Annotated in this window: 19 protein-coding genes; 12 read left to right on the forward strand and 7 right to left on the reverse strand. The window is 69.7% G+C overall.

Annotation, left to right across the window (positions count from 1 at the left end; translation table 11 throughout):
• Positions 1–167 precede the first annotated feature (167 nt).
• The 3 genes from MYSTI_RS41530 (at position 168) to MYSTI_RS04405 (ending at position 3,606) form a co-directional block, all read left to right on the forward strand.
• Positions 168–1,847, forward strand: coding sequence for a serine/threonine-protein kinase (locus MYSTI_RS41530; protein WP_015346492.1), 1,680 nt, complete (start codon positions 168–170; stop codon positions 1,845–1,847).
• 470 nt (positions 1,848–2,317) lie between these two features.
• A complete protein-coding gene (locus MYSTI_RS04400; protein WP_015346493.1) occupies positions 2,318–2,917 on the forward strand; it encodes an adenylate/guanylate cyclase domain-containing protein in 600 nt (199 codons plus the stop codon).
• 41 nt (positions 2,918–2,958) lie between these two features.
• Positions 2,959–3,606: a glutathione S-transferase family protein gene (locus MYSTI_RS04405; RefSeq protein ID WP_044278752.1), complete on the forward strand. Its 648-nt coding sequence runs from the start codon at positions 2,959–2,961 to the stop codon at positions 3,604–3,606.
• A gap of 7 nt (positions 3,607–3,613) precedes the next feature.
• Here MYSTI_RS04405 and MYSTI_RS04410 read toward each other — a convergent pair whose 3' ends face one another.
• The 3 genes from MYSTI_RS04410 to MYSTI_RS04420 all read right to left on the reverse strand — a co-directional run bounded on the left by MYSTI_RS04410 (position 3,614) and on the right by MYSTI_RS04420 (position 5,577).
• Positions 3,614–4,438, reverse strand: coding sequence for a glycosyltransferase family 2 protein (locus MYSTI_RS04410; protein ID WP_015346495.1), 825 nt, complete (start codon positions 4,436–4,438; stop codon positions 3,614–3,616).
• Positions 4,435–5,034 carry an HAD family hydrolase gene (locus MYSTI_RS04415; protein ID WP_015346496.1) on the reverse strand — a complete coding sequence of 200 codons (600 nt, stop codon included), beginning with the start codon at positions 5,032–5,034 and terminating at the stop codon, positions 4,435–4,437. The genes MYSTI_RS04410 and MYSTI_RS04415 overlap by 4 nt, the downstream gene beginning before the upstream one ends.
• 102 nt (positions 5,035–5,136) lie before the next feature.
• Positions 5,137–5,577 (reverse strand): host attachment protein, encoded by a 441-nt coding sequence (locus MYSTI_RS04420; RefSeq protein WP_015346497.1) that lies wholly within the window; start codon positions 5,575–5,577, stop codon positions 5,137–5,139.
• A 190-nt stretch (positions 5,578–5,767) separates the two neighbouring features.
• Here MYSTI_RS04420 and MYSTI_RS04425 point away from each other — a divergent pair, with 190 nt between their 5' ends.
• From MYSTI_RS04425 to MYSTI_RS04435, 3 genes are all read left to right on the forward strand, one after another.
• On the forward strand, positions 5,768–6,976 hold the full coding sequence (locus MYSTI_RS04425) for a PEGA domain-containing protein (RefSeq protein WP_015346498.1): 1,209 nt from the start codon (positions 5,768–5,770) through the stop codon (positions 6,974–6,976).
• Positions 6,977–6,981: 5 nt separating this feature from the next.
• Positions 6,982–7,641 (forward strand): MopE-related protein, encoded by a 660-nt coding sequence (locus tag MYSTI_RS04430; RefSeq protein ID WP_015346499.1) that lies wholly within the window; start codon positions 6,982–6,984, stop codon positions 7,639–7,641.
• Positions 7,642–7,819: 178 nt separating this feature from the next.
• The gene (locus MYSTI_RS04435; protein WP_015346500.1) at positions 7,820–9,352 is read left to right on the forward strand and encodes a serine/threonine-protein kinase; all 1,533 of its coding nucleotides are present in this window, start codon (positions 7,820–7,822) and stop codon (positions 9,350–9,352) included.
• Between the two features lie 14 nt (positions 9,353–9,366).
• Here MYSTI_RS04435 and MYSTI_RS04440 read toward each other — a convergent pair whose 3' ends face one another.
• Positions 9,367–9,897, reverse strand: coding sequence for an FHA domain-containing protein (locus tag MYSTI_RS04440; protein WP_015346501.1), 531 nt, complete (start codon positions 9,895–9,897; stop codon positions 9,367–9,369).
• Between the two features lie 147 nt (positions 9,898–10,044).
• Between MYSTI_RS04440 and MYSTI_RS04445 the strand changes: the two genes are divergently transcribed.
• From MYSTI_RS04445 to MYSTI_RS04465, 5 genes are all read left to right on the forward strand, one after another.
• A complete protein-coding gene (locus MYSTI_RS04445) occupies positions 10,045–10,326 on the forward strand; it encodes a hypothetical protein (protein ID WP_015346502.1) in 282 nt (93 codons plus the stop codon).
• Complete coding sequence (locus MYSTI_RS04450; RefSeq protein ID WP_144369989.1) at positions 10,323–10,586, forward strand: hypothetical protein; 264 nt, start codon at positions 10,323–10,325, stop codon at positions 10,584–10,586. The genes MYSTI_RS04445 and MYSTI_RS04450 overlap by 4 nt, the downstream gene beginning before the upstream one ends.
• 36 nt (positions 10,587–10,622) lie before the next feature.
• Entirely contained in the window at positions 10,623–12,041 is a 1,419-nt protein-coding gene (locus MYSTI_RS04455; protein WP_015346504.1) for an alpha/beta hydrolase, read from the forward strand.
• A 147-nt stretch (positions 12,042–12,188) separates the two neighbouring features.
• Positions 12,189–13,523, forward strand: a complete 1,335-nt coding sequence (locus MYSTI_RS04460; protein ID WP_015346505.1) for an AHH domain-containing protein — start codon at positions 12,189–12,191, stop codon at positions 13,521–13,523.
• Between the two features lie 19 nt (positions 13,524–13,542).
• Positions 13,543–14,112 (forward strand): imm11 family protein, encoded by a 570-nt coding sequence (locus MYSTI_RS04465; protein WP_015346506.1) that lies wholly within the window; start codon positions 13,543–13,545, stop codon positions 14,110–14,112.
• 6 nt (positions 14,113–14,118) lie between these two features.
• On the opposite strand, the gene MYSTI_RS04470 is transcribed toward MYSTI_RS04465, so the two are convergent.
• Positions 14,119–14,970 carry an ATP-grasp domain-containing protein gene (locus MYSTI_RS04470; protein ID WP_015346507.1) on the reverse strand — a complete coding sequence of 284 codons (852 nt, stop codon included), beginning with the start codon at positions 14,968–14,970 and terminating at the stop codon, positions 14,119–14,121.
• Between the two features lie 160 nt (positions 14,971–15,130).
• On the reverse strand, positions 15,131–16,657 hold the full coding sequence (locus MYSTI_RS04475; RefSeq protein ID WP_233278166.1) for a serine/threonine-protein kinase: 1,527 nt from the start codon (positions 16,655–16,657) through the stop codon (positions 15,131–15,133).
• Between the two features lie 322 nt (positions 16,658–16,979).
• Between MYSTI_RS04475 and MYSTI_RS04480 the strand changes: the two genes are divergently transcribed.
• On the forward strand, positions 16,980–21,488 hold the full coding sequence (locus tag MYSTI_RS04480) for a lamin tail domain-containing protein (RefSeq protein WP_233278167.1): 4,509 nt from the start codon (positions 16,980–16,982) through the stop codon (positions 21,486–21,488).
• Between the two features lie 104 nt (positions 21,489–21,592).
• On the opposite strand, the gene MYSTI_RS04485 is transcribed toward MYSTI_RS04480, so the two are convergent.
• Positions 21,593–22,852, reverse strand: coding sequence for a metallophosphoesterase (locus tag MYSTI_RS04485; protein ID WP_015346510.1), 1,260 nt, complete (start codon positions 22,850–22,852; stop codon positions 21,593–21,595).
• Positions 22,853–22,854 lie beyond the last annotated feature (2 nt).

Below are 22,854 nucleotides of genomic sequence, written 5' to 3' on the forward strand. Positions count from 1 at the left end.
ACCCTGTGAGAAGTCGATAGTGAGCGCGTGTGGGGGAGGTGCTGGTAGGTTGTGACCCTGCGGATTCCCGTGGGGACCGAGGACGAGGCAACGCGTCAGGTGACTGGCCAAGGCGTGTCAGGGGCTCCAGGATAGAATGCGGTTTCTGGAGTGAAGGCCGTCCTTTCATGAGTTCCTCGACAACGAAAGACATCCCCCTCGGAACGGTGCTGAGGGACACGTACGAGATTTCGGGCGTGCTCGGCCGCGGCGGCATGGGCACGGTGTTCCTGGCGCGCCATCTGCGGCTTCCGGGTCGGCAGGTGGCCATCAAGGTCCTGAGACACGACGCGTCGTTGGGGAAGGAAGTCTATCTGCGCTTCCGGCGGGAGGCGGAGATTGCGTCGCGGCTGGGGCATCCCAACATCGTGGAGGTCATTGACTTCGACGCGCTGGAGGACGGCTCTCCGTTCCTGGTGATGGAGCACCTGCGCGGCGTCCCGCTGTCGCGGCGGCTGCGCAAGGGCGCGCCGCTGACGTTGCCGGAGGTGTATTCGATTGCGAGGCAGATGGGCTCCGCGCTCCAGGCGGCGCACGGGGCGGGTGTGGTGCACCGGGACTTGAAGCCCGGCAACGTGTTCCTGGTGCCCATGGAAGTGGCGGGGATGCCGGTGGAGCACGTGAAGCTGCTCGACTTCGGCATCTCGAAAATCATCGACTCGAAGACGGTGCAGACGCAGGACGCCATCCTGCTGGGCACGCCGCAGTACATGGCCCCGGAGCAGGCGACGGGGAAGAACAAGGAGGTGGACCCGAGGACGGACATCTTCTCGTTCGGGTGCATGGTCTACGAGATGCTGGCGCGCAGGCTGCCCTTCAAGGACGAGGGCATCCTCGCGGAGCTCATCTACCGCATCGTCTATGATCCACCGGAGCCGCTGGCGGCGCTGGCCCCGGAGGCGCCCGCGCAGGTGGTGCGGGCCGTCGAGAAGGCGCTGGCGAAGCGGCCCGAGGACCGGTTCGCGGATGTCAGCGCGTTCATCGCGGCGCTGACGGGGACACCGCTGCGGACGCTGACGCCGCCGCCGGATGCGCCCAGGCTCGCGCCCGTCCAGGCCGTGCCGCAGGGCCCCACGGCGACGGTGCAGCCCCGTCCCATCGCGTCTCCCCCGTCGCGGCCTCCCACCGTTCCCGCCGCTCCCCGTCGGCCTCCTCCTGACCGCGGTGCGGCGCATGCGCTGGCGGAGCCCGTCCAGCGGGCCACGCGCGATGAGTCGGGCCACGCGGCGGACGGGCAGCAACGCCTGGAGCGCGATGCCGCGCCGCTCTCCAACGGACAGCACCGTCTGGAGCGAGCCGCCGCCGTGCACGCGGTGGAGGCGCCGCAGGGACCTGTCTCGCGCTCGCCCGAGTCCGCCCCCGTGGGGCTCTTCGGGAAGTCGGTCCGCGTCTCTCCGCCCAAGGTCCCGCCCATCGTGCTCGCGCCGCCCGTGCCGGACGACGCGCTCCCGCGCCCGCTCTCGCTGGGGCCTCCCGTGTCCGCCCTGGCGGCGAAGCCGCTCCCCACACGGCCGAACGTGAGCGAGTCCCCCGCCGCGACACCTCCCGTCTCGGAGGAGCCCGACGCGTTCCCCGAGCCGGAGACGATTCGCTCTCCCTCGCACGGCGTCGTTTCGCTCAGCCCGCGTCAGCGCTGGGTCCGGGTCGCGGTGGTGATGGGCGTGCTCGCGGCCTTGGGTGCGGGGCTCTGGATGCTGCGCGCCTCCCGCGCATCCTCACGGACCCCCCCCGTCGTGCCTTCGACGGGCGCCACGTCGAGAGTCGTTCCTGACCACGGCATGTCTCGAGGCACGAGCTTCGACGCCTGAGCCCACCCTGTGCTTCGCGGTGAGACATCCGAGCCACCGTGAAACATGCTGGTCGCTCCGGACTCGGTGTCGTGTGTTTCGGTGAGACACCGGGGATGTGTCGTTGAGCGTCAATTTGCGGAAACCCACCTGACTCATCGCGTTGTGCGTCAAACACGACGCCATCCATCCTCGTAGGTGGTTTTTGCGCGAATTACTCGGTGAACCTATCCTGATAGGGCTGAACAGGGCCTTTTCACGGGTTGCCGACCACCACACAGTTGCCCGCCCGTTGGGACGAGGCGCTCGTGGCGGCCCTTGGGGGGGAGGGGGAGGGACTCACACACACACGTGGCATGGCCGCGCCCTCCCAGGGCGAGGGGTCATCCGATTCCAGTCCGCGCCATGGCGGGGGGCGGGGCTGGCATCGGAGACCTCGTCCTGGAGTATTGTTCTCAACATTCGGCATCGGGGGGAGGGGAGACGAACGAATGGTGGTGGAGGCACCCGAGCTGGGAAAACTGGCGGCCATCCTGTTCACGGGCATCGAGGCCGTGGTCCGTCAGTCCTGGCGTGATGAAGCGCTCCAACAGGTGGTGCGCGAGGAGCACGCGTTACTCGTCCGTGAGTTGCTACCGCGTCACGGCGGCCGTGAGGTGAAGCGGCTCGATGATGGCTTCCTGCTCGAGTTCGAGGGCGGGCCGTCCGCGGTGGACTTCGGGCTGGAGCTCCAGCGCGCGCTCGAGGCGCGCAACGGCGTGGTGGCCGCCGACCGCCGCGTCGTCATGCGCGTGGGGGTGCACGTCGGCTTGGTGGTGCACCGCGACGGCGACGTCTTCGGTGAGGGTGTCAACCTGGCGGCGCGCATCGAAGCGCTCGCGAGGCCCGGCACGCTCTATGTCAGCGAATCCGTGGCAAGGCAGGTCGAAGGACATCTCACCTCTCCGCCCGTGCGCCTGGGCCGAGGCGAGATGAAGAACATCCGTCTCCCCGTCGCCGTCTACCGCATCGACCCGCCCGACAGCAGCCACCGCAAGCCCTGGCTGTCGCGCATGCGCTCGCTGTTGAGTCGCGGCACCACGGCGCACTGATTCACGGGTGTCCGGTCATGCGTGGCGCTACGGTGCGACGCATGACCCAGCTCACCCTCGTTGTTGGTTCGAAGAACCACTCCTCGTGGTCGCTCCGTCCGTACATGGCGCTCGCCCAGACGGGGCAGCCCTTCCAGGAGGAGGTCATCTACCTGGACCGGCCGGACACCGCGGAGCGCATCGCCCGCGTCTCGCCCAGCGGGCACGTGCCGCTGCTCAGGCACGGTGACCTCGTCATCTGGGACTCGCTGGCCATCTGCGAGTACCTGGCGGAGACCTTCCCGGAGGCCCGCTTGTGGCCCGAGTCGCGCGAGGCTCGCGCGGTGGCGCGCGCCGTGACGGCGGAGATGCACTCGGGCTTCGAGGCGCTGCGCCAGCACATGGGCATGAACCTGCGCGCGCGCAAGCCGGGCCAGGGCCGGACCCCCGAAGCCATGGCGGCCGTCCGCCGCGTCCAGCACATCTGGAATGACTGCCGCGCCCGCTTCGGCAAGGGGGGGCCGTACCTCTTCGGCCACTTCACCATCGCGGACGCCTTCTACACGCCCGTGGCCACGCGCTTCATCACCTACGACGTGTCGCTGGACCCCGTGTGCGACGCGTACCGGGACGCGCTGGTCTCCCACCCCAGCTTCCTCAAGTGGGCGGAGGCCGCCCGGAGCGAGCCCCCCGTTCCGAAGTACGAGTAGCGCGCCGTCAGTCGAGCCGTCCCTCGCGCACGCGGGTGAAGAGCTCGTCGTAGCGTCCCTCCGCGTAGGTGCGCGCCAGCTCCGGATAACGGCCCTGGCGCAGCTCGCGGAGGTACGCGTACTTCGCGGAGTGGTAGCCCGCCACGGCCCACGCCAGCCGCGAGGCGTTGGAGCCTCCGCGGAACAGCGCGCCGCTCAGCACGCAGTCGCGCACCCACGAGGCCACGCGCTGCACGGCCACGGGCTTGAGCCTGCGCGACTCGGAGAACGCGCGCAGGGCCCACAAGAGCGCGTAGCGCTCCTCCTTCGCGCTCCTGCGCGCCACCGACGTGGCGAAGCGGTGGTCGATGGGCGCCTGCACGCGGCCCCCCCGCATCTTGGGCAGCGCCTCATGCACGATGTGCCGCGCGTGCCACACCGCCTTCTCCCGCCGCACCAGCCGCGCGCGCCACTGGGTGCGGAAGAGGAAGCGGTGTCCGTCCACCTCCGCCCAGTCGCGCCGGGGCAGCCGGTACACGGCGGCGGTGGGCGCGGACTCCTTCCACGCGCGCAGGGCCTGGAGGGCCTCGGGCTCCAGCGACTCGTCCGAGTCCAGGAAGAAGACGTAGTCACACGGCGACAGCGCCTCCACCGCGGCCACGCGCGCCGCGCCATAGCCGCGCCACGCATGCGGCACCGAGCGCGCCCCCATCGAGCGCGCCAGCTCCGCGGAGCCATCCGTGGCGCCCGTGTCCAGCGCCACCACCTCGTCGCACAGCGACAGCAGCGAGCGCAGGCACGGCTCCAGCGTGTCCCGGTTGTCGCGGTGAAGGACGTAGCCCCCCAACTTCATAGTCCCAGGGCTCCCAGCTGCGCGTCGAACGCGGCCGCGGTGGTGAAGAGGTGGCCGCGCATCCCCATCGCGTTGGCCGCCTCCACGAACTCCGGCAGGTCGTCGAAGAAGGCCGCCTCGCCCGGCTCACACCCGGCGCGCTCCAGCGCGATGCGGTAGATGTCCGGCTCCGGCTTGACGCTCCCCACCTCGCAGCTCATCACCAGCGAGGTGAAGTGCTTGAGCAACGGCAGCCGGGGGCGCAGGTAGGCGGCGTGAAGCGCGTTGGTGTTGGACACCAGCACCAGCTTCACCTTCCCGACCAGGGACTCGATTCGAGGGAGCACCGCTTCGTGCGGCGTGAAGTGGCTGCTCCACAGCGGCGCGAACTCCGCCATGGGCAGCTTCATGTTCAGCGCCCCGCACACGCTCTGCCGGATGCCCTCCGCGTCCAGCAGGCCCCGGTTCGCCGCCGTCCACCCGGCGCCCATCAGCCGCTGGGACACCTCATGGGGTTGCATCCCCGCGCACGCGCCCAGCCGGGAGAACAGCAGGACGTTGTCGTGGAAGACGAGGACATTGCCCAGGTCCAGCAGGACCGCCTTCACCTCCGCCATCGATGCACCTCCCGCCTCGCGCCGGAAAAACCGGAAACCGACGCGGAGCATCATCGCCGACGGAGCGTGCCTCCGTCCCGGAAATCCAGGACGGGTGGGGGCCTACAGGAGGGGGACCCGCTCCGGCAGGTCCCGGGCCGGCACCGTGGAGTAGTCCGAGCCCACATCCAGCAACACCCGCTGTCGCACCCGCGTGCTCAGGGCCTTGCGCAGCCGGCCGAGGAACTCCGGCGGCGCGGCGATGACGAGCTTGTCGAAGGCGTGCCGGTCATGCCCCCGGTCCAGGACGCCGGACAGCTCCCGGGCGAAGCGCTCATGCTCCAGCTCTCGGCGGCCCTGGGGCTCGTTCTCCCCCGGGGGGCCGTGCAGGGTGCCGGCGTTCGGGTTGTCTGGCTGGTCGCGCAGGAACTCGCTCTTGGCCCGGCTCTCGTCATGGTGGAACTCCTCGACCAGACTCCAGTCCGCCTCCGCCTTCGCGTCCGTCGCGAAGAGCCTTGCCCGGCTTGCGTTCCCCACGAGAATCCAGAGCTTTGCGTCCGCCATGTGTCACGCCTCCTTAGGGTGGGAGATGAGGACCCCGGAGACGCCCGGCAAGCTTCCAGCCCCGGGCGCTCCCCCGTCGTGCGCAGGGCAGGCGGGCGTGTCGCACCAGGTTGACACCCTGGGTTCCACCTCGCTGTTGGGAACCTGACCAATCATTCCGTTGGGGTTGGCAAAGGAGTAGAACAGCGGCATGCGCATTCCCGCCGTTCTGCCTGTCGCCATGCTGGCGCTCGTGCTGCTGGCCCGTCCCTCGTGGGCCCAGGAGCAGGGGGGCCTGGGGCTGGACCTCAGCTCCGACACGTCCTCGCAAACGTCCTCGCCGCAGGAGTCGGTGGGGTTGGACCTGCGCGAGGGGGACGGGAACACCGTCTCGCTGACGCCGCGCTACATCCTGCTGGGCTTGGAGACGCCGGAGCGGGCGGGCGCGCAGCAGGCCACGGTGTGGCTGCGGGAGCTGGCGCGCGGCGCGGTGTCCTCCGGCATGGTGGCGTTCGGCGGCAACCTGCGCGAGGTGCGCGAGCGGCTGGAGTCCGGCTACGACGCGGCGCTGCGCTGCACGCAGGCGGCCTGCATGTCGGGCCCGGCGGAGGCGCTGGACGCGGACCTGATGACGGCGGCGCGGCTGTCCTTGGAAGACGCGGGCTGGACGCTGCGCACGTGGACGTATGACCGGGACAAGAACGTGGTGCACGAGGACGCCGTCACGGGGCGCAACCCGAAGGACGCGGCCTTCCAGAAGGAAGCGGCGACGAAGCTGGGCAACCGGCTGATGGGGCTGGCCCGCCCGCGCGCGCTGCTGAAGGTGACCGTCAACGTCCCCACGGCGGTGGTGAAGGTGGGCGAGCGCATCCTGGGCGTGGGCAGCGTGGAGGCGCGCGTGGCGCCGGGCACCGTGCAGGTGGAGGTGTCCGCGGAGGAGTACGCGACCTTCACCAAGACGGTGGCGCTCAAGCCCGGTGGCCGTGAAGAGGTCGTGGTGCGCATGGAGATTTCGGGTCCGGCGCCGGAAGGGCCGGAGGAGGCGGTGGCGCGCGCGATGTCGGCGCGGGAGGGCGGCACGCCCATCTACAAGCGGCCGGCGCTCTACACCGCGCTGGTGGGCCTGGCGGCGGTGGGCGTGGGCCTGGTGATGGGCAAGGGCGCCAAGGACGTGGAGAAGCGGGCGACGGACGCGGATGGCGACGGGATGATGGACATCACGCGCAAGGAGCGGCTGGACGCGCAGTCGAAGGCCAACCTCGCCACCGCGCTCTTGATTGGCGGCGGTGTGGCGACGGCGGGCAGTGTGACGTGGCTGTTGGTGGTGCCGGCGCGCTCGGAGGCTCCGGCGTCCGCGAACCCGGCCTCGAGCGGTGCCTCGTCCACGGCGCTCCACGTCGTCGTCGGTGGGAGTTTCTGAAGCCTATGAAGACCTTCAATGCTTGGTTGTGCGCGCTGTGCTCCCTGGTGCTGGTGTCCGGGAGCGTGGGCTGCTCGGTGGAGTTCCCCAATGACGCGCCCTACACCTGCGACCTGGACGGGGACTGCGGCGGGGACGGCTATGTCTGTACGTCGCTGCCCAACAACGGGCCGAAGTACTGCTGCCTCCCGGAGCCCGTGGAGAAGTGCAACAACGTGGATGACGACTGCGACGGTCTCATCGACGAGATGGAGGGCACGTGCTTCACCGGGCCCGCGGAGGCGCGCGGCAAGGGCGTGTGCCGCGACGGCCAGCCGGTCTGCCGCCAGGGTGGGGAGGCCTGCATCAACGAGGTGACGCCCTCGACCGAGACCTGCAACCGGCTGGATGACGACTGCGACGGTCAGGTCGACGAGGACTTCAACCTGATGACGGACCGGCTCAACTGCGGCACGTGCGGCACGCGCTGCAACACGCAGCAGGACTGCGTGGAGGGCGTCTGCCAGCGCCGTCCGGAGAGCAACTGCGCTGACGGTCTGGATGACGACGGCGACTTCCTCGTGGACTGTGAGGACCGCATCGACTGCCCCGATACGACGGCCTGCACGCGTCGCGTCGGCGGCAACCGAGTGCCTGGCACCTGCCAGGCCGGTGTTTGCAGCTGATCGTGATGACCCGGCTCCCACCTCGATCTTCGTCGAACGAGGCTGTCCAGCGGTGGACGGTGGTGGGGGCCCGCGTGTCTTCTTGCGGGGCGCCTGGCGGCGTGGCTGACGTCGCATGGAAGACAGAGGGCGCCAGGTGGGTTGCCACGGCGCCAGACCATGGAAAGGTCTCCCCCCCATGGGACACGATGACCACTTCTCGCGGAACCCGTTGTCACAGGGAGGCTCCGTGAGCGGAGAGCTCCAGGTGGGGGGGGAGTTGCGGGAAGGCGCCCTGCTGGGGAGCTACCAGTTGGAGACGCTGCTGGGCGAAGGCTCCATGGGCCGCGTCTTCCAGGCGCGACATGCGCGGCTGGGCCGCCAGGTGGCGCTGAAGGTGCTCAAGCCGGAGCACGCGCGGGACAGCGGCTTCGTGCAGCGCTTCTTCCAGGAAGCCCGCACGGTGAATCAAATCAACCACGAGCACATCGTGGAGATCTTCGACTTCGTGGACGAGGGCGAGGGCGGCCACGTCTACTGTGTCATGGAGCTCCTGCGGGGACGGGGCCTGGGCGAGCTGCTCAAGCAGGAGCCGCTGTCGCTCGCGCGCGTGCAGCGCATCGCCGCGCAGGTGTGCGCGGCGCTGGGCGCGGCCCACCTGGTGGGCGTGGTGCACCGGGACATCAAGCCGGACAACCTCTTCCTCACGCAGCGCTCGGGGCAGTCGGACTTCGTGAAGGTGCTGGACTTCGGCGTCGCCAAGCACATGGCCGCCGAGGGCGCTCACACCGGCACGCTGGACGGCACCATCGTCGGCACGCCGGCGTACATGTCCCCGGAGCAGGCGGCGGGGCTGCCGGTGGATGCGCGCTCGGACATCTACGCGGTGGGCAACATCCTGTACGAGATGCTCACCGGGCATCCGCCCTTCCGGGTGGAGGCCTTCGGGCAGCTGGTGGTGCACATCATCACCCAGCCGCCTCCGCCGCTGCCCTCGCACCTGCCGTCGGGTGAGCCCTTGCCGGCCGCGCTCGCGGAGCTGGTGATGCGGTGCCTGGCCAAGGACCCGGAGGGCCGTCCGCAGTCGCTCGCGGAGGTGATGACGGGGCTGTTGCTCGTCCCCGTGCAGTCGCCCGCGGCGCTGGAGGCGTCGGAGCGGCCCACGAAGAAGCTCCCCTCGGTGGCGGGGGTGATGGGGCGCCGTCGCCTGGCGATGGTGTCCGCGGGGGGCGTGGCGACGCTGCTCCTGGCGGCGATGGTGTGGGCGGCGGCGCGCTCGTCGACCGCGCCCTTGGCGGAGCCGGAGGCCCTCTCCGTCGTGGCGCCGGGCCAGCTGGCGGAGGCCGTGGCGCAGGTGGTGCCGCTGGAGGCGCAGAAGCCCACGGCGCCTCCCGTCACGCTCACGGTGCGCTCCTTCCCGGAGGGCGCGAAGGTGGTGCGCGCGGACACGGGTGAGGAGCTGGGACTCACCCCGCTGGTGCGGGAGCTGCCGCGCCGCGAGGTGCCGTTGGATTTGCGCGTGGAGCTGTCGGGGTATGTGCCGTTGAAGCGTTCGGTGAACCTGAACGCGCACACGGAGCTGGACCTGCCGCTGGTCAAGTCGCTCACGGCGCCCAAGCCGAAGGCGAAGGCCACCGAGAAGAAGGCCACCCGGAGCGAGGCCCCGTCGCGCAAGGCCGCACCGCGCAAGGCGGCGGTCCGCTCGGCGAGCGCGGAGCCCGCGACGCGCTGAGCGGAGGACGCGGGTCAGCGCGAGATGGCTTGCGCGAGGACCTGTGCGGCGATGCGGGAGATGCGCTCGTCGAAGCCGTCCGCGTCGTGGAAGGTGAGGCGCACGTCGCCCACCTCCAGCTTGGCGCCGGGGTGCAGGAGGGCTCCGTCCGCGGCGAGCTCCTGTCCGTTCATGCTCACGGGCCTCGAGTCCGCCACTCGCGCCACATGCCAGCCGTGGTGGGGGCGGGGCGTGAGGATGAGCTGCTCGCGCGACACCGTGGCGTCGTTGACGACCAGGGCGTTGTGCGAGGCGCGGCCCAGGCGCATGGGTCCTCGCTCGGCCAGGGCCACCAGTTCGAAGCACATGGCGTCTCCGGCGGGCAGACAGTCCCGCAGGTCCGAGAGGGGCAGGCGGGTGGCGCCCACGTTCCCCTCCGTCGTCTCGGGGACGTTCCACGCGCCTGCCTCCCACACCAGCCAGGGGTGTGGGTACTTGGCGCGAAACTTCTCCTTCAGTGCCATGTGCTGCCTCACCAGCAGCGAGAGCAGCAGTGCGCGAGCCATGCGAGACTCATAACCTCTTCGGCGGCGGATGGGCGCGAGAAGGTGGGTATCGGTGTCCACGAATGGTCGGAAACCAGCCGGGGAGGCCCACTCGCACCCATGCGGGAGCCTGTAGTACACCCCTGCCCACATATGTTGGGAGGTTTCATGCGTCGTCTATTGCTCGCTCCGCTCCTGCTTCTGGTTCCCGCGTGTAAGGGAGAGACCGCGAAGGATGTCACGGCCACGGTGGTGGGAAAGACCGTGGAAGTGGCGAAGGGCGCGGGGAGCGGGGTGGTGGAGGGGTTCAAGGAGGGCCGCAAGGGCGCGGTGAGCGCGGATGGCTCGCAGACGCTGTCGACGGGGGAGGAGGTCTACGCCAACACGGAGGTGTCCGTGCTGGAGGCGAAGCCTTCCGAGGCGGGGGGGTGGAGGTGGTGCTGGCGGTGACGAACAAGACGCAGCATCCGCTGCACCTGCTGGGGTTGCAGGAGAGTGGTGGGGCACAGTTGCTGGACAAGGATGGTTTCGCCACGCCGCTGCAGGCGCGTTCGCCGGGGCAGTCGGCGGACTCCATCAAGGTGCCGCCGTCGGTGAAGGTGAAGGCGAGCATCTACTTCGAGGGTGAGGCGGCGAAGGCGCAGAAGGTGCGGCTGTGGGGACGTGAGTTCCCGGTGGCCACCGTCACCGCCGCGACGCCCAAGCCGTAGGCAAAAGGCGGGTTCACTCCAGCCCCTGGAGCCGTGATGCGCCGTCTGTCCGCCGTCCTGCTGTGGGCCAGTCTGCTGTCCGGCTGTGAGGGGAATGAGGGGCCGCGCTACATGCGGCCTCCTCCATTCACGCAGACGTTTCCGGATGCGGGCGTGGTTCCGGATGCGGGGCCGGTGAGCTGGGCATGTCAGCGCGCGGCCGTGGTCCATGGCGCGCCCATCTCGTTGCTGGCGGACTTGCAGCTCGCGATGAGCCGCGCCACGTCATCCGAGGCGCGCACGCAGGCCATCGACCGCTTCGTGGCGGAGGTGGAGGCGAAGGGTGGCTCGCCGCTGGTGAGTGACGCGAGCGCGGGCCAGCAGCGGGTGGCCTTCTTCGTTCGAGGTGCCGCGGGTCGCGACACGTTCGTGGCGGGGGAGTTCAACGCGTGGTCCCCGAGCGCGACGCCGCTGACGCAGGTGCGCGACACGGACTTGTTCCTCGCGGAGGTGGTGATTCCGCGCACGGGGCCGCAGCCGTACAAGTGGGTGAAGGGGGGCTCGTACGTCGAGGACCCCGGGGCGCGGCATGTGGAGTGGGACCGGCTCAACCGCAACAGCGTGGGACAGTTCAACTCGCTGGTGTACCCGGGGGCGCAGGACGCGACGAAGGGGCGGCTCACGGCCTGGTACGACGTGCGTGCGACGGTGCTGGGGGATGCGCGGGATGTGTTTGTCTACACGCCGGCGCGTTACGACGGTCCGGAGTGCCCGGTGTTGCCGGTGCTGTATGTGCAGGATGGCAACGAGAGCCTCACGCGTGAGTCCTTCGTGGACGCGGCGGATGCGTACTACGCGGCGCGGCCGGAGGACGCGGCGGTGTTGGTCTTCGTGGCGTTGCCGAGTCAGGACGTGCGGCTGGCGCAGTACACGTTTCCTCCGGCGCGAGCACCGGGGTGGCCCACGCCGCGAGGGGACGAGTACCTGGCGTTCGTGAAGGACGACTTGATGCCGAAGGTGGAGGCGGGCTTCCGGGTGAAGACGGGGGCGGGGGACACGGGCATCAGTGGTGCGTCACTGGGGGGGCTCATCTCCGTGTACGCGGGGTTCCGATATCCGGAGGAGTTCGGCTTCGTGGGGACGCAGTCCGGGACGATGTTCTGGCCGCATGACGGCGAAGTGGACCGGGACGACGGCAACGCGATGGTGGTGCGCGCGGGGCAGGAGCCAGTGGTGCCGGTGCGCTTCTACGTGGACCACGGCTCGCCCGAGTCCGGGTGTACGCGGGACGGAGAGGAAGGCGCTGACGACTGTCAGTCCAACCTCCAGTTCGTGGCCGCGCTGCGCGCGCGGGGTTACTCGGTGGCCCACGTGAATGAAGTGCGTGGGGGACACGACTGGGCTTTCTGGAAGAAGCGATTGCCGAAGATGCTCTGCGCGTTCCGGAACACGGACCCGCGAGTGTGTGGGCTCTGAGGTTCCCGCTGGCTGCGGAGGGTGCTGCGTAAGGTAGGTCGGCTGCGCCCCTCTGTACGGTGCGGGCAAGTCGGGCCGAATGTCGGAGTGTCCCTGTAAGGCTGGGATGTGCTCGCGGTGTGGCGGCCACTGGCTGGGGGGCATTCCATGTTGCTTCGTTGGGCAGCAATGCTGCTCTTCCTTGCGGTGTCCACCGGCTGCGCGACGAGTCGAGTCGTGCGACTGGAGACGGGACGTGAGTCCTTCGTCGTCACGCCCCGGGAAGAGCCGGGTGCGGAGGTGTCGGCGGCGGAACTCGATGACGATGAGTTCGCCGAGGCCCTCGCGGAGTTGGGCCGGGACGTGCGGCCGCTTCACAATCCCATGCAGTGGGCGCGCGAGCTCTTCGGCGTGCCTTCTCGCAGCGGGGTGTTCGGCTATGAGGGCCATCCGGGTCGGCTCATCCCTCAGCGCGCGGACATGGATGGACTTCATCTCCTGGAGTCCTACTCGGACGACGGCCTGACGAAGGCCTATGGCCAGTGGTGCGAGCGGAAGGACCAACCTGGGGACTGTTTGCGCCTGCTGGGGGAAGGGCCGCTGCTTGCCAGTGATGGCAAGTACACGTGGGCCTTCGCCATCGCGATGGACTCCGTGTGGGACGAGACGGCCGAGGCGCTGGAGGACATGACGGACCCGGGCGCGGTCATGGCGACCGTCACCTCGGCCGCGACGATGTACCTCCTGCTGTGGGCACTGCCGGAGCCCTTCTCGAAGGGAGTGGCGGCGACCCTGACGGCGCTGGCCATCGCCTACCTGGGCGTGGACACGGTGTGGCGCCTGTTGGACGGGTGGCTGACGTTGGTGCGCGAGGTGGAGCGGGCCACGACGTATGCACAGCTCAGCGCGGCGGGCGAGGCATATGGCGAAGTGCTCGGGGAGAACGCGGCGCGTGTCTTCGTGATGCTGGCCACGGCGGCCGTTGGAAGCACCGTGGGGTTGGCCGCGAAGGCCTCGAGGCTACCGGGCTCCGCGCAGGCGGCGCTGGCCGTGGAGTCCCAGGCGGGCTTCCAGTTCTCGGCGGCGGGCAGTGTGCGCTCCGTCGCGGTGGTGGCAGATGGATTCACCATCACGCTCGCGCCCAACGCCCTGGCGATGGCGAGTCAGGGCATGAAGGGTGGGCATCGCCACCATATCGCCACGAACAAGAACGACATCTCGTCGCTGCGTGGAGGCCCTTGGACACCGAGGTTTCGGCAGCTCTTCGCGAGGGCGGGAATGACGCTCAAGGACCCTGAGAACATCGTTGAGGTCGTTGGTCACAAGGGCCCGCATCCTCAGCAATACCACCGACGTGTTCTTGACCGATTGGAGGAAGCCCTGGGGGCGTGTCGGAAGGTGGTAGATTGCCGAGAAGCCCTTGCACGAGAGCTACGCAGCCTCGCCAAGGAAGCCCAGACCCCAGGCTCGAAACTCCACAAGCTGCTGACTCAGGGCAAGTGAGGTCGCAGAGAAGTCCACCATGCCCACTCGATACTTCAGGCTTGAGGAAGAGGTGCTGGCCGAGAACTGGTACCTGGGGACTCCCTTGGAGCCTCAGGGCCAGGAGTTGGAGGACATGAGGGAGTTTTCGTCGGGCGAACCCGTGCATGCGCGGAGACGCATGACGATTCCCATCGGTGAGCCCGGACGTCGGCGCGATTTCAACATGGCGGGCGCCGGTAGGACCCCCGTCGTCAACATCAAGGTCGCCACCCTCTTCGCGGAGCTGGCGCCTGAGGATGTGCAACTCTTCCCGGTCGACATCAAAGGCTGCCCGGATGAGTACCAGATTCTCGTGGCCACCCGACTCATCCGCTGCATCGATGACCAGGCCTCGGAAGAGATACTCCGCTGGAAGCCCGAGGACGAACGGCCGGACAAGCTCGGCATGTACCGCAGCGTCTACGGCATGCGCATCGACCGGACGAAAGTGGGCGACGCCAAGGTGTTCCGCACCTGGGGTTGGACCGTCGCCCTCATCGTCTCCGAGGACATCAAAGTCGCCATGGAGCGCGCCCGGGTGACGGGCGCGGAGTTCGAAGAAGTCTGACCGTCCTCACAGCTTCGCGACGATGGCGCGGGCGAGGCGGCGCGGTGCTTCCGGGTCCAGTGACAGGAACAGCGACGGCTCGGTGACCTCCACCTCCTGCAGCCGCGTGACGCCCGTGTTGTCCGTCGCCACGTCCACTCGCGCGTACAGCAGCGGCCGGTCGATGGCCTCCAGCACGCGCTCGGTGAGCTTCAGCTCCTCGCTGTTGTCCGGCGTGAAGACCGTGGGCTTCGCGAAACCTCGGGGCGCCGACTGGAGCGTCGGAGGCCGGCGCACCGCGTGGCTGAACGCCCCGTCGATGAAGATGTAGCTGCGCTCACCCTCCGTCTCGAACGCCTTGAGGTACGGCTGCACCATCAGCTCGCAGCTCGCCGCCAGGTCCGTCACGAGCGACGTGGCCGCGGCCGCCTCCGCTCGCGGAATGATGTACGTCTTCAGCGCGCCCGCCGACACCGCTGGCTTGAGCACCAGCGACTCCCAACCGAACGACTGCATCAGCGCTTCCAGGTCCAACCCGCCGCCCTTCTCCACCCAGACCGTCGGCGTCACCGGAACACCCTTCGCCTCCAGCTCACGCAGGTACAACTTGTGCGTGTTCCACCGCAGCACCTCCGCGGAGTTGAAGAGCTTCGTGAGCCGGCCCACCTTCTCCGCCCACGCGACGAACGTGTCCCGACGCAGATGACTGTCCCAGACCGTGCGCACCACCGCGGCCCTCACCTCGCGGAAGTCCACCTCCGGGTCATCCCAGATGACCGGCCGCGCATCGACCCCCAGCTCCGCGAGAGCAGGCAGCAGCGGCGCGTCATACGCGTCGAGCTGAGGCAGACCGGAGTAGGTGAGAATCGCGACGTCCATGGTGTGGCTCCTGATGAGGCGTGCGCGCCCTAACTAGCGCGAAGCCTCCACCCGCGCAGGAGTTTCGAGCGCCCAGGACGCCCTCCTCCCCACACGAGACGCCGCAAGCCAGCCCGGTTGTCCGAGAAGCCGACGCCCCCTCACACCAACAGTGCTGGCCTCAGGCGGAGCGCCTCGCGGACGCCTCGGGAGCGACCGGCTGCTCCTTCGATTCCTGTGCCTGTCCCTGCTGCGCCCGCTCCTGCGCCTCGCGCAAGACACCCGCGAGCAACGCCTGTCCCCGAGGATACGGCGTCGCCTCGCCCTCCAGCGCGAGGAGCTGCTGCCGCAACACCGCGCCATTCGGAGTGCGCTGCTCCGGCTCCTTCGCGAGCAGCTTCATCACCACCGCGTCCAACGCCGCGGGGACCTCGGGGTTGTAGCGCGAGGGCGGCTCCAGCTCCTTGTCCAACGTCGCCCGCAGGATGTCCTCCTGTGTGGAGCCCTGGAGCGCGCGGCGCCCCGTGAGCGCCTCATGCAGCGTGAGCCCCAGCGCGAAGAGGTCCGCGCGCCCATCGAAGGGCCGGCCCGCCGCCTGCTCCGGCGCCATGTAGCCCAGCTTCCCCCGCACGTTCCCCACCGCGGTGAGCTGCGAGCGCGCCGCATCCCGCGCGATGCCGAAGTCCGACAGCTTCACGTCCCCGAAGCGCGACACCAGGATGTTGGGCGGATTCAAGTCGCGGTGCACCAGCCGCAGCGGCTGCCCATCCGCGCCCATGCGCCGATGCAGGTAGTCCAGCGCCGACGCCAGCTCCGCCCCCAGGAACGCCACCGCCGCCACCGGCAACGGCCTGCGCCCCACGCCGCGCATCAGCGCGCTCAGCGCCATCCCCTCCACGAACTCCATCGCCAGGAAGTACGTCCCCCCATGCCGCCCCAGGTCGAACACCTGGATGATGTTGGGGTGGTTGAGCGACGAGCACAGCTCCGCCTCCCGGCGGAACATCGTCACGAACTCGTCGTCATCCGCGACGGACGGGAGGATGCGCTTGAGCGCCACCTGCTTCTGGAAGCCGCCCTCCGGGCAGTACGTGGCCCGGTACACCTCCGCCATGCCGCCCGCACCCACGCGCTCGTGCAGCACGTACTTCCCCATCACCTCCTGCTCCCGCAGCGCGGACAGCGCGCCCTTCGTGAGCTTCATGAAGTGCCGCGCCATCGTGGCCGTGAAGATTCCCGCCGCCACGAAGAAGAACGAGCGGATGGCGATGAAGCGCGGCGTCAGCGTGAGGAGCGCCGACTCCGGCAACAGCGGCAGCACGGAGAAGTAGTAGATGGCCAGGTACTCCGCCGCGACCAGGATGCCCGCCGCCAGCGCCAGCCGGGGGTTGCTCCGGAGCGCCGCCAGCGTGATCAGCGTGGGCCAGATGACCAGCGTGGGCGCCGTCAGCGCGTAGATGGGCCCCTGGAAGCGCAGGTCCACCGCGAGCACCACCGCGGGGATGCTGACCTCGATGGCCACGTTGAACCAGGGGATGACCGGGTGGAACACCCCCGCGCTCAGCACCCGCCACAGCGCGAAGTAGTAGAGCGCCAGCGCCGCGGCCAACCCCATGAGCGCCTGCGTCAAACCCCACCCGAGCGATGAGCCCAGCGACGCCGCCACCAGGAGCGACGCTCCGCACAGGCCCGCCATGTACCGCGCCACGGACCGCTCCCGGGCCTGGGCGTCGCGTCGTAAGTGTCCATCCAGGAAGCGGGAAACAGGGCTCGTCAGGGTGTGGGCCGTCATCGAAGGCCTCACTCTACAGAAAGGTGGGAGCCGGACGCTTGGCGCACCCCGCCGAGCCTGCGGGTGCGCCCATGGGGTCTCCGCGACTGCCCCCGGATTCGTCCCCAGCCCCCCGGGGGTCGCCTGTCGCTGAAATGTTTCACGGGATACTCTCCGCGCGTGTCGTAGGACGTGCCGCTTCACCCCTGGCCGGAGTCTCCGGGAGACCCACGAGATGCGAAAGTCCCCTCGCTTATGGTTGGCCGCGCTTGGCGCGGTGCTGTTGGTGCAATTTGGTTGCTCGGACGACGACGGCAGGTGCGTCGGTGAGAAGTGCGGCCCCCCCGTCACCGCGGCGTGTGGAAACAACACGCAGGAGGAAGGGGAGCAGTGTGACGACGGCAACCTGGTGGGGGGTGACGGGTGCGAGGCGGACTGCTCGACGACGCCCGTGCCGGAGAAGGCCGTCTGTGGCAACAACAAGGTCGAGGACGTCGAGGTCTGTGACGACGGCAACACCGTGGACGGCGACGGCTGTCAGGCGGACTGCTCGCTGACGGTGACTCGCTGCGCGGCCGCGGAGGCGCCTGCCCTCCCGGATGGCGCGACGTGCGCGGTGACGAAGCCCGGCAATGGCGCGCGGCTGGTCACGGGCCTGGTGCTGATGGAGAAGCAGACGCTCGCGGGCGGGCAGGTGCTCGTGAACGCGCAGGGTGTCATCACCTGTTCCGCATGTGATTGCTCCGCGGCCGAGGGCGCCGCCGAGGCCACCCACGTGTCGTGCCCGACGGGTGTCATCTCCCCGGGCCTCATCAACGCGCATGACCACGTCAACTACCGGTCGCCGCCGCTCGCCTCGTCGGATGAGCGCTACGAGCAGCGCCTGGACTGGCACCATGGCCTGCGCAACCACACGGAGCTCAACAACAGCAGCGCGGCGGGCGTGGATGCGGTGAGCTTCGCGGAGCTGCGCCACCTGATGGCGGGCACCACGTCCATCGCGGGCGCGGGGTCGGGCGGCTCCGCGGGCCTCCTGCGCAACCTGGACATCGTGCTGGTGAGCCGGCAGGAGGGCCCGGACCTGTGGCCGGTCGTCTCCAGCCTCTACCCGCTGGGCGACCTGGAGACGGACACCTACGCGGAGGGCTGCGGCTACTCCTTCCTGCCGCGGACGTCGAGCCTGCCTCGCTACGCCGCGTACCTGCCGCACATCGCCGAGGGCATCAACAAGGAGGCCTTCAACGAGTTCCGCTGTGTGTCGGCGGGCGGCAACGACGTGCTGATGCCGCGCACGGCGGTGGTGCAGGGCATCGCGCTGACGGCGCGGGAGATCTCACAGATGGCGGACCGGGGCACGGGCCTCGTGTGGACGCCGCGCTCCAACGTCGCGCTGTATGGCGACACGGCCATGCTGCCCGTCTTCAAGCGGATGGGCGTGAGCGTGGCGCTGAGCACGGAGTGGCTCCAGTCCGGCTCCATGAACATGCTGCGCGAGCTGAAGTGCGCGGACGCGCTCAACTCGACGTACTTCTTCCGGGCCTACAGCGACCAGGAGCTCTGGCGCATGACGACGGCCAACGCGGCGGAGGCGCTGAACGCGCAGAGCCGCCTGGGCCGCATCGCCCCGGGGATGCTGGGGGACCTGGCGGTCTTCTCGCTGCGCACGTTCGCGAAGTCCCCGCACCGCGCGGTCATCACCGCCGAGCCCGGCGACGTCGTGCTGTCGATGCGCGGCGGCAAGGCGCTCTACGGTGACCGGACGCTGGTGGAGGCCCTCAAGGGCACCACGGAGGCCTGCGACACCGTGGACGTGTGCGGCAAGCCCAAGTCGGCCTGCCTCCAGTCGGAGCTGGGCAAGGCGCTGGCGGCGCTGCAGACCGCCAATGCCACCGCCTATCCGCTGTTCGCCTGCGGCGTCCCGGAAGGGGAGCCCGTGTGCCAGCCCCGGCGCATCGCGAACGAGCCGAAGTGGCCCGCGTCCGTGACGGGCTCCAACGTCTACTCGGGCGAGACCCGCGCGGACGACCGGGATGGCGACGGGCTCAAGGGCCGCGCCGACAACTGCCCGTTCGTCTTCAACCCCATCCGTCCCATGGACGGTGGCAAGCAGGCCGACTCGGATGGCGACGGCGTGGGCGACGCGTGCGACGTGTGCCCGCTGGCGGCGAACTCCACCTCGTGCGCGCCGAAGGCCGTGGGGGATGACGACTTCGATGGCATCCCGACGTGGCAGGACAACTGCCCGTTCGTGGCCAACGCCGACCAGGCGGACCGGGACGGCGACGGCAAGGGCGATGTGTGCGACGCGTGCGACGTGGCGAACCCCGGCAACCTGGGCTGCCCCTCCACCATCCACGCGCTGAAGACGCCCGATGGCGACCGCCTGCCCCTGGAGGGCAAGGAGGTGGCGCTCACCGACGCCATCGTCACGGGCGTGGTGAAGGGCACGTCGACGAACGAGGGCTACTGGCTCCAGGTGCACCCGCTGCCGTCGGGGACGAGCGTGGAGCACTCGGGCATCTACGTGTACTCGCCCAAGGCGGACCTGGCGGTGGGCGACCGGGTGGACATCACCACGGGCGTGCTGACCGTCTACAACGGCCTGCCGGAGCTGGTGGACGTGAAGTACTCCAAGCGCAGCAGCAAGAACGCGCTGCCCGCGCCGGTGGTGGTCACCTCGGCGGATGTCCGCACGGGGGGACCCAGGGCCGCGGCGCTGGAGGGTGTGCTGGTCGAGGTGCGCGACGTGGTCGTCAACACCGCCGCGGACCGGTTCATCCAGTTCCTGGTCAACGAGAGCGGTGACCCGGGGCAGCCGTCGCTGATGGTGGACGACTTCTCCTACTCGTACGACCCGCCGGTGGTGGGCACGCGCTACGGCTCGCTGCGCGGCGTGCTGACCTACAACTTCAGCGACTCCAAGGTCGTGCCCCGCAGCATCGCGGACCTGGCGCCGCCGCTGCCGTCGCTGACGGGCTTCGGCCCTGGCGGCTTCGTCCGCATGGGCGGCGCGGGCCCCGTCAGCACCTTCCCGCAGGCCCTGACGCTGACGTTGTCGGGCCCGTACACGGAAGCGCTGGACGTCTTCATCACCTCGAGCAACAGCAGCGCGCTGCGCGTGCCCAACGGCGTGGTGACGGTGCCCAAGGGCCAGAGCTCCGTGGAGGTGAAGGTGGAGCCCCTGGCGTCCGCGGCGAGCGTGACGCTCACCGCGACGCTGCGAGCCACCTCGCTCCAGTCCTCGTTCCGCGTGCTGGGCGCGGCGGAGGAGCCGGCGGTGGTCGGCGTGACGCCTTCCGACGTGACGGTGGTGCCGGGCGGCACCGTGTCCTTCACGGTGGAGCTGGACCGCCCCGCTCCCGCGAATGCCACGGTGGCGCTGAGCGTGAATCCGGCGGCGGGCTTCGGCACGCTGACGCCCGCCAACGGCGTGCTGCCGGTGGCGCTGAACGCGACGCAGGCGTCGTTCTCGCTCACGGTCGACGAAGCGGCCGTGGGGCCCACGGGCACGGTGAGCGCTGGCATCGGCTCGAGCGGCGCCACCGCCACGGTGACGCTGGACCTGACGGCGCCGAGGCTCGCGACGCTGACTCCGGACGCGCCGGTGACGGTGGGCTACGGGCAGACGCAGGAGTTCCGCGTGACGCTGTCCTCGGCGCCCACGGAGGATGTCTCCGTGACGCTGGCCGCCACGCCGGCCACGGGCGTCACCCACTTCGGCACGGTGCCGGCGACGGTGACGGTGCCCGCGGGGGCGACGGAGGCCACGTTCCACTTCACCGCGGATGCGCAGGGGGATGGCGCGGGCACGGTGTCCGCGTCGCTGCTCGGGGTGCGTCGGAGCACGAACGTCACGGTGACGCCGCCGCCGCCGAAGCTCGCGTCCATCTCTCCCGAGCGTCGCACGGTGTACTTCGGGACCCTCCAGGCCTTCACGATGACGCTGGACCGCAGGGCTCCCGCGGGCGGCGTGGTCATCGCGCTGGAGCTGGCTCCCGCCACGGGACTGGGGACGCTGCCCTCCGCCACGGTGACGGTGCCGGAAGGCGCGACGCAGGTGCAGGTCAGCTTCACGGCGGGGACCACGGCGAGCACGGGCACGCTGTCCGCGACGTATGCCGGCGTGACGAAGGTGGCGGAAATCACCACCGAGGAGCGCCCGGCCACCGGCCACCTGGTCGTCAACGAGTTCGACTACGACCCGGTGGGCACGGACTCGACCGTGCTCAAGGAGTTCGTGGAGATCTACAACTCGACCGCCAACCCCGTCTCCCTGTCGGGGGTGTTCATCGTCCTCATCAACGGCAATGGCGCCCAGCCGACGAGCTACGACAGGTACGACCTGACCGACCTCCAGGTCCTGGAGCCGGGTGAGTACCTGGTGCTGGGCCACCCGAACGTGGTGGACCCGCTCCGAGGCCAGACGGGCGTCAAGGTGATGGAGCTGCCCGTCGGCAAGGCCATCCAGAACGGCGGCACTCCGGTGGGAGATGCCATCGCCATCTACGACAGCACCCAGAACGTCCTGCTGGACTCGGTCTCCTACACGGGGTCCGTCTCGAGCGCGACCATCCAGTGGGATGCCGGGACGCCGGTGCGCGGGCCGTTCAACTTCGTGGAAGGCCCTCGGAGCCCGACGGGGCTGGCGGACGCGAACCTGCAGGGCTCGCTGGGCCGCAAGCCGGACAGCTCGGACACGAACGACAACGTGGATGACTTCCAGTTCTCCCCCACGCTCACGCCGGGTCGGCAGAACGTCCTGCCCTAGTGAGACCCACGGGGCCCCGCGCTCCGTGACAGCGGAGGTTCAGGCTCGGGCGGCTCTCTCGATGAAGAGGGCCGCCCGAAGTCTTTCGAGGCGTCGGCAACGCCTCACGCCAGCAGCGTCACCTTGACGATTTCCGGCCCGGTGCCGACGCGAAGAGGCGGGCCCCAGAAGCCCGTCCCCTGGCTGACGTAGATGTGCTGGCCGTTCTCCTCGTAGTGCCCCGCCTTGTGTTCCCACATGGCGGACACCACGAGCGTGAAGGGGAAGAACTGTCCCGCGTGCGTATGTCCGGACAGCTGCAACCCCATGCCCGCTTGCGCCGCCACGCGCCAGTTGGCGGGCTGGTGCGCGAGCAGCACCGCGGCCCGGTCCCGCTGTCGCCCGAGGACGGCCGCCTCCAGGTCATAGCCCCGACCGGGGCCCATGCCCTTCGCCGCCCAGTCGTCCACGCCCACCAGGTCGAACGAGGCCGCCGAGTCACCCACGCGCACGTGCCGGTTGCGCAGCACCTGCACGCCCATGCCCTCCAGCGCCTCCGCCCACGTGTTCGCGTTCCAGTAGTACTCGTGGTTGCCCGTGACGAAGTACGTCCCGTCCCGGGTGCGCAGCTCCCGCAGCGCCGCCACCGAGGGGCCCAGCTCCGGCACGTTCCCGTCGACGAGGTCACCGGTGATGGCCACCAGGTCCGGGTGCAGCGCGTTGCACCGCGCCACCAGCTCGTCCATGAAGCGGCGCCGGATGAGCGGGCCCACGTGGATGTCGCTCAGGTGGACGATGGTGTAGCCATCCAGCTCCCGAGGCAGCCCCGGAAGCCGCACCGCCACCTCGTTCACCACCGGCGGATGGAACGCGTTCCAGGCCCCGTAGCCCGACAGCCCTCCCGCCGCGAGCGCCGCACCACCCGCCGAGACGCGCGCCAGGAAGCGCCGCCGCTCCACGTTCACCTCGGGCACCTCGGCAGGCGCCGCGAGCACGGCGGCGGCGGGCACCGTCCCCGCGCCACTCACGGCCATCACACCGGGCTCCGCGGAGACGACCGCGGCCTTCAGGCGTCGCAAGCGCCGCATCGCCAGGCGCCCCCCGCCGATGAGCCACAAGGCGAAGAGCAGGTAGAGCGAGATGCCCATCCACATCCACACGACGGTGGCGACCTTGAACGTGAAGTCCATCGGCAGCACGCGCGTCAGGGTGAAGGACAACAGCAGCAGGGTGCACAGCACCGCCATCGCGCCCATTCCCACAAGGCGCCACATGCGGTTCTCCGAGGTGTCCGAGAACAGGCGCCGGTACAGGTAGATGTGGACTCCCACGATGGGTCCACTCGTGAGGACCACGAAGACGACGAAACGCACCCATGAGTTCATGT

The sequence above is a fragment of the Myxococcus stipitatus DSM 14675 genome, from assembly GCF_000331735.1.
GTDB classification, from domain to species: domain Bacteria; phylum Myxococcota; class Myxococcia; order Myxococcales; family Myxococcaceae; genus Myxococcus; species Myxococcus stipitatus.